This window comes from Leucobacter sp. Ag1, assembly GCF_000980875.1.
GTDB lineage: Bacteria > Actinomycetota > Actinomycetes > Actinomycetales > Microbacteriaceae > Leucobacter > Leucobacter iarius.
Map to the genome: position 1 here is coordinate 16,383 of NZ_LAYO01000096.1, position 11,166 is coordinate 27,548.

General features: G+C 71.0%; 8 protein-coding genes. 1 reads left to right on the plus strand and 7 read right to left on the minus strand.

Translation table 11 applies throughout. The annotated features are described in order from the left end of the window. The first annotated feature begins 101 nt into the window (after positions 1-101). The gene (locus tag XM48_RS08965) at positions 102-1,721 is read left to right on the plus strand and encodes an asparagine synthase-related protein (RefSeq protein WP_052961405.1); all 1,620 of its coding nucleotides are present in this window, start codon (positions 102-104) and stop codon (positions 1,719-1,721) included. On the opposite strand, the gene XM48_RS08970 is transcribed toward XM48_RS08965, so the two are convergent. The 7 genes from XM48_RS08970 to XM48_RS16955 all read right to left on the minus strand — a co-directional run bounded on the left by XM48_RS08970 (position 1,718) and on the right by XM48_RS16955 (position 11,099). Beyond that, a complete protein-coding gene (locus XM48_RS08970; protein ID WP_046455469.1) occupies positions 1,718-2,821 on the minus strand; it encodes a glycosyltransferase family A protein in 1,104 nt (367 codons plus the stop codon). The two genes, XM48_RS08965 and XM48_RS08970, sit on opposite strands and share 4 nt — an antisense overlap. After that, complete coding sequence (locus XM48_RS08975) at positions 2,814-3,962, minus strand: hypothetical protein (RefSeq protein WP_046455470.1); 1,149 nt, start codon at positions 3,960-3,962, stop codon at positions 2,814-2,816. Before XM48_RS08975 ends, XM48_RS08970 begins: the two co-directional genes overlap by 8 nt. After that, positions 3,959-5,737 (minus strand): ABC transporter ATP-binding protein, encoded by a 1,779-nt coding sequence (locus XM48_RS08980; protein ID WP_046455471.1) that lies wholly within the window; start codon positions 5,735-5,737, stop codon positions 3,959-3,961. The genes XM48_RS08975 and XM48_RS08980 overlap by 4 nt, the downstream gene beginning before the upstream one ends. A 46-nt stretch (positions 5,738-5,783) precedes the next feature. Beyond that, on the minus strand, positions 5,784-6,950 hold the full coding sequence (locus XM48_RS08985) for a glycosyltransferase family 1 protein (RefSeq protein WP_052961406.1): 1,167 nt from the start codon (positions 6,948-6,950) through the stop codon (positions 5,784-5,786). Beyond that, positions 6,947-8,140 (minus strand): glycosyltransferase family 4 protein, encoded by a 1,194-nt coding sequence (locus XM48_RS08990; RefSeq protein WP_052961407.1) that lies wholly within the window; start codon positions 8,138-8,140, stop codon positions 6,947-6,949. Before XM48_RS08990 ends, XM48_RS08985 begins: the two co-directional genes overlap by 4 nt. A gap of 7 nt (positions 8,141-8,147) precedes the next feature. Next, positions 8,148-9,260, minus strand: coding sequence for a DegT/DnrJ/EryC1/StrS aminotransferase family protein (locus XM48_RS08995; protein WP_046455472.1), 1,113 nt, complete (start codon positions 9,258-9,260; stop codon positions 8,148-8,150). A 132-nt stretch (positions 9,261-9,392) separates the two neighbouring features. Then, positions 9,393-11,099, minus strand: a complete 1,707-nt coding sequence (locus XM48_RS16955; RefSeq protein WP_052961408.1) for a cell wall-binding repeat-containing protein — start codon at positions 11,097-11,099, stop codon at positions 9,393-9,395. Positions 11,100-11,166: the final 67 nt, after the last annotated feature.

Below are 11,166 nucleotides of genomic sequence, written 5' to 3' on the forward strand. Positions count from 1 at the left end.
CGCTCCTCGGACGGCGGGTTCGGACGGCCGCCCCAGTCTACCGTTCGGGGTCGGAGACCCGGGGCGGGTCGCACGGCCCGCGGTAGAGCAGAATAGAAGCCATGCACGGACTCGACGTACGCCTCACCAAGTACGACTGGCGGGCCCGGGACCTCGCCTCCGGGGGGCGGCTGCGCTGGACCGGCCATCCGTCGTCCCCCGAGGAGCTCTGCGCGGCGGTGGAGTCCGGCGACGGCGACGCCATCTCGCGGATCGGCGGGCACTGGGCCGCGATCCACGAGCGCGACGGCGACATCGTGCTGATCCAGGATTCCGTGCGCAGCTTCCCCGTGTTCTACTCGTTCGACGGCACGCCGACCATCTCGGACGACATCGAGGTGGCGCGCGCCGCGGCCGGTCACCCGGACCGTTCGAGCGGAGCCGTCGACGAGTTCCTCCACCTCGGCTACGTGACCGGCGCCGACACACTGTTCACCGGCATCTCGCAGGTGCAGATGGGCGAGCGGGTGACGCTCGACTCGAACGCCGTGCGGGAGCGCGCCTTCGCCCGCACGATCGCCCACGACTCCCCCGGCATCACCGACGAGGCGCTCCTGGACGAACGCTTCGACGCCGCGCTCGGCACCGCCCTGGACCGCGCGTTCGAGTGGATCGGCGATCGCCAGGTCGTGCTCCCCCTGAGCGGCGGGCTCGACTCCCGGCTGCTGGCGGTGCTGCTGGCGCAGCGCGGCGTCGGCAACGTCCTGAACTTCACCTACGGCGTCGGCGAGACCCGCGAGGTCGGCATCAGCCGCACGGTCTCCGAATCGCTGGGGCAGCGCTGGGAGTTCGTGGGCTACACCCCGGACGAGCTGCGTCGCGCGTGGGCCTCGCCCGAAGCTGCGGAGTTCATCCGCGACTCCTACGCGGGCGCCTCGCTCCCCCACGTGCAGGACTGGTACGCGATCACCCGGCTCCGCGAGCGGGGCCTGCTCTCCGACGACGCGGTGTTCCTGCCCGGCCACACCATCGTCGGCAACATGCACGACGAGCGGGTCCTCGACGAACCCGGCACGGTGAGCCGGGAACGGCTCCTCGATCTGCTCGTGCACCACCACTCGTCCATCCGCCCGCGCTCGGAGGCGCTGCTGAAGAACGCCGGGTTCCTCGAGAAGGCCGCCGGGTTCCTCGACCGCGTGGGCTACGACGGGTCGCCGGTCTCGCGGCTCGACGCGCTCGAGGGGTGGAACCTGATGGAGCGCCAGACCAAATACATCAACCACTCCATGCGCGGCTACGAGCACTTCGGCTACGCGTGGGCGCTCCCGATGCTCGACGTCGAGCTGTACGACGTCTGGGACGCCTTCGATCTGTCGGTCGCGAAGGATCGGGCCTGGTACGCGCGCTACGTCGCCCGACGCTACGCCGCCGCGGTGGGCGCCGAGCTCGACACCTTCCAGGGTTTCGCCGCGGCCAACGTCAGCCAGTCGAACCGCGATCTGGCGAAGTCGGTGCTCCGGGCCGTCGGCCTCCTGAACCGGGCCGAGCGCGAGGTCGTCGCGCGCTCCGTGGCGAACCACCCGATGGGGTTCCAGGCACTCGTCGGCCCCACCACACCGGCCGAGCTGCGACGCTACGTGCTCAAGGGGGGAACGCCGATGGGCGTCTGGGCCGAGCGGTTCCTCGACGACACCTGGAACCCCGGCACGGGGATCTTCCGGGCGCCCGCCGCCTCGGACTAGCGGCGTCCCCGACGCAGCAGGAGCGCGCCCGCCGCGTGATAGCGGAGCGGAGCCTGCGAGTGCAGTGCGTAGGCGATGCGCCGCGGCAGCAGCGCGCCGATGCTGCGGAGCCGGTTCCGCGCGTCGAGCATGCGCCCGATCTCGGCCGCGTCGGTCCCGCCCGCGAGGATCGCACGGAGCAGGCGTTCATCGGCCTTCGCGAGAACCCGAGCAGCGCGCGGCTCCCAGGCCAGGATCCTGCGCGCCGCCTCGGCGAGCTCGACGCGGGTCTCCTCGCTCCAGTCTCCGCCGAGCCGATTGCGCACGGCGTCGAAGAAGTGGACCCGCAGCAGCTTCGCGGCGAGCGACAGACGCGCGCGCGGATCCCGCGACCATGGCGTCCCCGGTGCGAGCGTGACATCGAGCGAGCGGAACTCCTCGCGGACCGGCCTCGGCTCCCCGGTGACGCGGTCGGTCTGATCGTCATGCTCCCGGTATCGCGGCGCGAGGATCGGGAACACCACCCTGCTGCCCGGCGTGAACCAGAGCTCAGCCGTGACCGGCTGGTCCTCGCCCGTCGGAATCCCCTCGGCGAACCGGAGGTGCGCGAAGCGCGCCCGCCCGATGAGGCCGAGCGGGGAGGCGCGGTAGGCCAGACGGTCCCGGATCGGGTCGAGCACCGGAACCGAGGCGGACGCCATGCGCGCGCGGATCGGCGGCGACGGCTGCAGCGCCCCGCCCGCGGTCGAGGTCGGTGCGATCACCGCGTCCGCGAGACCGTCGGGCAGCCGCGCCGCTTCGAGCCAGGCATCGAGCGCCCCCGGCTCGAGCGAGTCGTCGGAATCGAGCATCGCCGCGAACGCTCCCGTAGCGAGCTCGAGTCCGAGGTTCTTCGGGCCGGCGGGGGTGCGGAAGCCGTCCCGGTGCTCGAGCACGCGCACCCGCGGGTCGTTCGCGAAGGCCCCCAGCCTGGCCCGGATCGGGGCGGGATCGGTGTTGTGCACGACCACTGTCACGCGCACCGCCGCGCAGGTGTGCTCGAGCACGGAGGCCACGGCCCGCTCGACCGGTCGCGTCGGTGTGTGCACCGCGACGATCACATCGACTTCGGGGTCACCCATTCGGGCGGCTCACCAGCCCGTCGACGGCGGTCTTCCAGACCGGGAGCTCCCGTTCGGCGTAGAGCTCGTCGGCCGCCCGATCCGCGTTGGCTTTCCAGGCCCGCACCCGCTCGGGCGTGAGCGCGTCGAGCACCTCCCGCACCGAGTCCTCGTCGAACCCGGTGGTCACCGCGCCGAGGTCGTACTCGTGCACCAGCGCGGACATGTCCGGCAGCGGACTGATCACGAGACCGAGTCTGGCCTGCACGTAGTCGAAGAACTTGTTGGGGAGCGCCAGCGAGTAGTTCGTCGTCGTCGGCGGCAGCACGAAGATGCCGACGTCGTACTGGTTGAGCGCCGGGATCAGCTCCTCGTAGGGCTTCGGCGGCAGGATCCGGATCCGGTCGCCGAGCTCGTCCGCGAGCGCGTGCAGGCTCTGCGCGTAGGCCGTGTGCTGCCCGGTCATGAACATGTCCATGACCACCGGGGCCGAACTCTGCGCGACCGCGCGCATCATCACCTCGGGCTTGCGGTTGGGCTGCGTGCTTCCCGAGTGCACGATCCGGATCGGATCATGCACCGGAGTGGGGTCGAGGTCGTGCTTCGGGGTCGCGTTGCGCACGACGCCGCACGCGAAGCCGAACTCGGCCGTGTACCGATCTGCGATCGCCTGCGAGACGGTCGTCGCCGCCCCGGCCTTCGCGGCGTGCTCGCGCATCATCCACTGGTAGTACGGGCGCCGGATCTTCACCCAGGCCTCGCTCTGATCCTGGACGCCCGGCCAGTACTCGTGCAGGTCCGCGAGCGTGTGCTCCGGGCCGGCGAATCGGCTCGCGACCGCGATGCTCTCGGCGTCGTTCGCGATCGCGACGTCGAAGCGACGTCCTCGGAGCAGCCGCATCGCCTGCCGCTTCTCGGCCTCGAACGCAAAGGCCGCCCGCCAGGCGCGCGATCGCAGGCAGATCGCCTGTCCGATGGCGCCCGCCCGGCTCTGGCCCGCGGTGAGCCGCACGTGCTCGACGTCATCGCGGACGGGCTCGCCGCGCCCGCACACCGTCACCCGGTAGTCCTCGGCGAAGAGCTGCACCTGCTTCTTGACCCGCGCATCGCTCGCGATGTCGGAGAAGGAGACGATCAGCAGAGAGGGACGTCGATCGGTCATAGGAGTCCCGCCAGTTCCGCCTGCCGTTTGAAGGCCGGCACCTGAGCGACCAGTTCGTCGAAGGTGCCCTTGCCCAGAATATTGCCCTGATCAAGGTAGCAGACCTGGTCGTACTGGCGGATGGTCGCGAGGCGGTGCGCGACGGTCACGAAGGTGACCTCGCCCTGCAGCTCGCGCATCGACCCGGTGACCAGGTTCTCGGTGCCGGTGTCGAGCGCGCTCGTGGCCTCGTCCATCACCAGCACGAAGGGGTCCGAGTAGAGCGCCCGGGCGATGCCGAGACGCTGCTGCTGCCCGCCCGAGATCGACGCGCCGCGCTCGCCGACGCGCCCCTCGATGCCGGCGCCCCGCGTCGCCAGCTCGCCGAGGTGCGCGCGGTTCAGCGCCGCGACGACGCGCTCGGCCTCGTAGCCGTCCTCCCACGTGAGCGCGACGTTCTGCGCGATCGACGCGTCGAACACCGCGACCCGCTGCGGGACGTAACCCACCCGGCTGCGCCACTGCCGCAGGACGTCCTGCAGCGGCAGGCCGTCGATCAGGATCTCGCCGGCCGTCGGGCTGCTCAGGCCGAGCAGCAGATCGATGAGCGTCGATTTTCCCGACCCCGACGGCCCGACGATGGCGACGCTCGATCCGAACGGGATCGACAGCGAGACGTCGGTCAGCACATCGTGCTCGGCGCCCGGGTAGCGGAACGAGACGTTCCTGAGTTCGAGCGCCTGCGGCAGCTCGGGCAGTTCGCGGGAGTCGTCGGACAGGGCGCGCCTCGCCTCGACGCTCTGGGCGTCCCGCATCTCCCGGATCACGTCGTTCGCGTAGACCTCGGCGCTCGACGCCGTGGTCAGGCTGCTCTGCACCGCGTTCAGCGCCGGGATCATGCGGAAGCCGGTCGCCGCGAAGAGCGTGACCGCCACGAGGACGTCGGAGGGGCCGCCGGCGAGGTAGGCCGTGCCGCCGACGATCAGGAATCCGCCGATGAGCACGGCTTCGTACGCGTACTTCGGCACGACCCCGAGGAAGGCCATGTTGGCTCGCGCGCGGGTGGCGACGCGGCGGTTCTTCGTGATCACCGCGCCGATCTCGTCGAGCTTGCCCCGCAGCACGACCTCCTTCAGCGCATCGACCATCTCCGTCATGATCGTCGCGACGCGGTAGGCGTACTCCCGATTGTGCCGACCGGCCAGCCGCGAGCGCTTGGTGACGACGAGCGTGATGACCGTGAGCGCCGCCGCGAGGTAGAGGAAGGCGGTGAGCGCGGTGAACGGCTGGGCGACGACGAGCACGGTCAGCACGGAGACGAAGGTCAGCGCGTTACCGGGGATCTGGGACAGCGGCAGGATGAACTGCAGGTTGGTGTTCGCCATCGAGCTGTCGACGATGCGCGTCACCTCGGCGGTGCTGAGCTGCGATCGTTTCTCCCAGCTCGCGTGGGTGTAGGCGCGGAACAGCTCGTCGCCGACCTCGAGCTCGTAGCGCGCGAATCGACGGGTGGCGTACCAGTGCAGCGCCGTCGCGAGGACCCCCTTCAGGATGAAGAGCGCCGCGATGACCGCGACGAGCCAGGGGGTCGCCGACTCCGGCATCTCGCCGAGCAGCGGCAGGGTGATCGGCTTGCCGCTGGCGAGCGGAGTCACGACGGAGACGATCAGCGCGAGCGCCGCCGTGTCGAGGATCGCGAGGGCCCCGGTGACGATCGAGTACCACAGGTAGAAGGGCTTGGCCCCCTGCGGCAGCACCTCGAACAGCGCCGTCAGCGTTCTCCAGAGACTCTTCATGCCTGCCATTCTCCCAGGCGGAACCTGTCAGGTTCGCGCCGTCGGGTCATTCCCCGCCGTCCAGCCACTCCGCGAGCACCCGTCCGCTGCGCGCGCCGCTGTGCAGCTCCTCCACGTACCCCGGTCCGGCCGCGGCCGCCGCGAGGGCGGGTCCCGGGTCCCGGACGATGCCCTGCAGCACGTCCTCGAGCGAGTCCGGCACCGCGTCGATGATCGGCAGTTCGAGCCCGGTGAGCCGGGACACCCGATCGCGCAGCGTGCGCGGGACGTAGGAGACCACGATGCGGCCCGCGGCCATCGCCTCGCAGGCGGCCACGCCGTACGGACCGCCCCGGAACTGGTCCAGCACGACGTCCGCGTCGCGGGTGATCTCGGGCATCCGGTCGTGCGGGACGCCGGTGATCCGGCGGTACTCGATCCGACCGGCGTCGTGCATCCGCTGGAGGGTCCCGTCGATCAGGTCGGATCCCTTGACGTGCGACTTCGACGGCGCGTGCACGACGCGCATCGGCCCCTCGTGCGCGAGCGGCGCCCGTGCGGCGGCCCACTTCGCGGCGTCGACGACCACAGGCGTCCAGACGGCCCCCTCGATCTCCGAGAGCAGATCGGGCGTCGAGACGTGGACCGGCAGACCGGTCTCCGCGATCACCTCACGGCTGCGCCGGGTGGCCGCGCGCATGGCCTCCGTGAACTGCGGATCGGGCCCGAAGTACGACAGCGGCTCGGCCGCGAGGTGCGCATCGGGGTCCCGCAGATCGCTGCCGTGGAACAGCAGCCCGAGGCGCACTCCGCTGTCGTGGAGCACCGCGAGCTGGCGGACGAGATCACCGCCGTGGAGCGCGCCGAACAGCGGCCGCGCGGACTCCGCGAGCACTCCGCGATAGCCGCGCAGCGCCGCCAGCTGGTCGCGCTGCCACCGCTTCGAGTGCGCGCCGTAGCCGCTCAATACCCGCTGATCGACGGGGTACGCGAAGCCGTCGACCTCGTGCACGAACTGCATGCTCGTCACGCGGGTGCCCGGTCGAGCGTGTTCGAGGGCGCGCGCCCAGGCGAAGCCCTGCCCCGCGCTGTTCGCGGGTCCGATGAACACCCGGTCGCCGGATCCGCCCGACGGCGCCGCCGCGGGTGGACGATGGCCGTCCCGTCGGAGCCTGAGCACCGAGAGCGTGCTCCACGCGCGGTCCTTCACGGACCGTCGGGATCCGCCGGTCACCGGGAGTTCCGATCGGCCGCGAGACGTTCCCGGGTGAATCGGACGGCGCGGTCCGCGACGCCCGCCAACGAGACGTTCGCCCGCGCCCAGGTCGAGATGCGCTCCCGCGATGGTTCTTCGAGGAACGCGATGCGGTGCAGTGCGTCGGCGACCGCGGACGCATCGAAGTCGACACCGCACCCGAGATCCGGGTGCTCAGCGAGCACGGATCTCGCCGGCCCCGGGCCCGCGTAGACCACCGGCGTCCCGCAGCCCCACGCCGCGAAGATCTTCGTGGGGTACGCGAAATCGTATCCGGCACCGGGGCGGATGCTGGCGACGCTCACCGCGGCGCCCCGCTGCCAGGCCGCGGCCTGCTCGGGCGGCACGGGCCCGTGGAACTCCACGCGCGCGCCGAGCTCGGTCGCGAGTCGTTCCAGCTCGGGCAGCGCGGTGCCCTGGCCGAGGAAGATGAGACGGAGCGGAACGCCCCGGCGCTGGAGCTCCGAGACGGCGCGCACGAAGATCTCGGCTCCCTGCCACTCCGACGCCGTGCCGGTGTAGATGGCGTAGGCTTCGCCGCCGGCGCGCTCGAGGGCTTCGGGAGCGACGGGGCCCTCGGACGAGAACACCTCGGTGTCGATGCCGTTGCCCACCGTCTCGATGTTCGCGCGCGGAGCGATCTCGCGCACCCGAGCGCTGACTCCGTCGTTCACCGAGTACACGCCCCGGGCACGGGTCCAGGCGAACCGCTCCATCCACCGCACGAGGCCAACGACCGGCCTCGGCGCGCCGGTGCTCTCGCTGGCGTCCGACCAGACGTCCGCGGCATATGCGAAAACGGGAATGCGCCGGATCCCCGCAGCGAGCGTCGCGGAGAACGCGGTGGTGGGCGGGGGCTCGACCACGATCGCGTCCTGCTTCGGGCCGCAGAGGATCCGGAAGAAGAGCGGGACGTCGAAGCTCAGGTACTGCAGATAGCCGCGCACGTAGCCGCTGCGGTCCCGCAGGACCGGGAACCGGGTGACGCGGTACGGGCGGTGGTCGTCGCCCGCCGCGCCGCGGCCGGCGCGCAGCGCCGGGACGGGGCGCACCGTCAGCACGCGCACCTCGGCGCCGGTTCCGGCGAAACCGGAGGCCAGCGCGCCGAGCCGGAACGAGGCCGCGCTCGGTTCGGGCTCGAAGATCCGGCTCGCGATGGCGACGCGCATGATCCCCTTACGCACCGGCGCGCACGACCGCGGAGACCGCGGCCACGATGCGCTCGAGGTCTCCCTCGGAGAGCGACGGGTGCACGGGCAGCGAGAGCACCTCGCAGGCGGCGCGCTCGGTCTCGGGCAGGTCGAGGCCCGGAGCGAAGTGCGCGAGCGAGGGCAGGCGATGGTTCGGGATCGGGTAGTAGACGCCGGAGCCCACGCCGTGCTCCTCCTTCAGCGCGGTGTGGATGCGATCGCGCTCACCGGCGTCGAGTCGGACCGTGTACTGGTGGTAGACGTGCACGGCGTTCTCGTGCACCTTCGGCGTCCGTACACCGTCGATCTCGGCGAGCCCGGCGTTCAGCGCAGCGGCGTTGCGCTGGCGCTGGGCGGTCCAGCCGTCGACCTTGGTCAGCTGCACGCGGCCGATCGCCGCGTGGATGTCGGTCATGCGGGTGTTGAAGCCGATGACCTCGTTCGCGTACTGCGTCTCCATGCCCTGGTTGCGCAGCAGGCGCATCTGCCGGGCGATCTCCTCGGTGGAGCAGGTCACCATGCCGCCCTCGCCCGAGGTCATGTTCTTGGTCGGGTAGAGGCTGAACATGGCGAACGCGCCGAGGGTGCCGACCGGGCGGCCGCTCCAGCTCGCCCCGTGGGCCTGCGCCGCGTCCTCGTAGATGTCGAGACCGTGCTCCTTCGCGATGGCCTCGATCTGGTCGACCAGGAACGGGTGCCCGTAGAGGTGCACGGGCATGATCCCCTTGGTGCGCGGCGTGATCGCAGCGCGCACCGCCTCGGGATCGAGCGTGAAGAAATCGGGCTCGATGTCGACGAACACCGGGGTCGCCCCGGTGAGCGCGACCGAGTTGCCCGTCGCGGCGAAGGTGAACGACGGCACGATGACCTCGTCGCCCGGGCCGACTCCCGCTGCGAGGAGCCCGAGATGCTGTCCGCTGGTGCCCGAGTTGACGGCGACCGTGGTGCGTCCCTGCACGAAGTGCTCGGCGAACTCCTGCTCGAAGGTCTTCACCTCGGGGCCCTGGGCGATCATGCCGGAGCGCAGCACCCGGTCGACGGCCGCGCGCTCCTCGTCGCCGATGATGGGCTTCGCTGCGGGGATGAACTCGGGTGCCATGGGTATGCGACCTTTCTGGAACGGGCGCGCCTGGTCAGCGCACCCACGAGAATACCGCGATCGTACGAACGCCCCGTGAGACGGCACCGGGCCGGGAGCGACGCTCCCGGCCCGGCACGGTCGCTCCGGCCGTCAGACCCCGGAGTTCTCCGTCACCATGAAGTACATCGACGCGTAGGCGAAGCTCTTCGTGTTGTAGTAGCCGACGCTGAGGGAGAATCGGATGTCGCCCTGCGGCTCGAGCAGCCAGCTCTTGACCTCGGCATCGCCGATCCACATGTCCCAGGTCTTCTGCAGACGGTTCGGGTAGTTGTTGTAGGACGTCGACTGCGCGACCGTCCCGTACGGCGGATTCGGGTTCTCGAGCTGGGACCCGACGCGGATGCCCGCCTTCGAGCGGTTGACCGCCCAGCTGTACGCCGCAGTGCCGATCCACTGCTTGCGCTCGATCGTGCGCTGGCCGTCCGCGATGCGGTAGCCCGACTCTCCGTTGCTGTAGCGGAGCGCGTTCACCTTCGTGTACAGCCACTGCATGCCGCTGAAGTTCGCGGCGCTCGCGCCCGCCGGCTTCTTCATGCACTCGTTGCCGTAGAGCACCGTGTTGCCGAGCGCACCGGTGCCGCCGAGCAGGAACGTATCGTTCCCCGCGACGCGGTCGTTCGCCGTGTAGATGCTCGTCGGCACGCAACTCGGCAGCGAGAGCAGCAGCGGGGAACCCTTGGCGCCCGAGACGGCGCCGCCGGCGAGCGCATCGGCGAAGCCCTCGCCGCTGGCCCAGTAGGTGTTCACCCGGTTCGCCGCTGGGAAGATGCCGTTGTCCTTCGCGATGCTCGCCGAGGTGTCGTAGCGGTTGGCTCCTGCGTAGCGCTTGACCGTGCGCCCGGCCGAAATCGAGTTCTGGATCCCGGTCGAGACCGCGCCGGTGCCGCCGGCGATCCGCACGGTGCTGACGCCCAGCCGCGTGAGCTCGGACTTCACCCCTGCGGGAGCGGTGCGCTGCGTGCCGGGGACGAGCAGCACCGGGGCCTTGAGCTTGCCCGCTGCCGCACCCGCGGAGAGTGCGTCGGCGAAGTTCGCGCCGGTCGCCAGGAACGCGTTGCTCGCGCTGCCGTTCGGCCAGCCCTCCTTCGCGATCGCGATCGAGGTGGCGTAGCGGTCCGCACCGGAGATCCGCTTGACGGTTCCGGCGAGGCTTCCGAGCTTCGAGGCGACGCCGCCGCTGACCGCGCCGGTGCCGCCGACCACGAGGATGCGACTGGGCTTCAGGCGCTTGATCTCGGCGAGCGTGGAGGCCGGAAGGCTCTTCGGCTCGCTCAGGAGCAGCGGTGCCTTCAGCTTCGCGCCGAGCGCGCCCGCGCTCAGCGCGTCGGGATAGTTGCGACCGTTGGCGACGATGACGGTGGAAGCCGTCGAGGGGTAGCCGTGCTTCGACACCGCGACCGCCGTCGCAAAGCGGTCCGCACCGCTGATCCGCTTGCTGGGGGAGCCGTTCATGTAGCCCGCCGGACCGAACTGGTCCTGCTCGACTTTCGACTCGCTGACCGCGACGGGCGCGTCGGAGGTCGGGGCGCTCGCGGCCGGCGCATCGCTCATCGGAGCGTCGGCCGCGGGCGCCTGGTCAGCGGGCGCCTCTGCGGCCGGCGTCTCGTCAGCGGGGGCCGAGGGTGCCGGCGTCTCCTCGGGGGCCGGCTCCACGACGGGGTCTCCGGCGGGCGCGGTCGGTGTCGGATCGACGGGCTGCGGTGCCGCGTCCTCCGCCCAGGCGGGCGTCGCGAGCCCGGCGACCAGTGCACCGGTGGCGATCGCGGCGAGCGCGATCGACCGTTTCCTCTTCATCATCTGTGATTCTCTTCTCGATTCGGGGGGATAGGTCTCCGCATTTCCTATCACGAGAATTTCATAGATG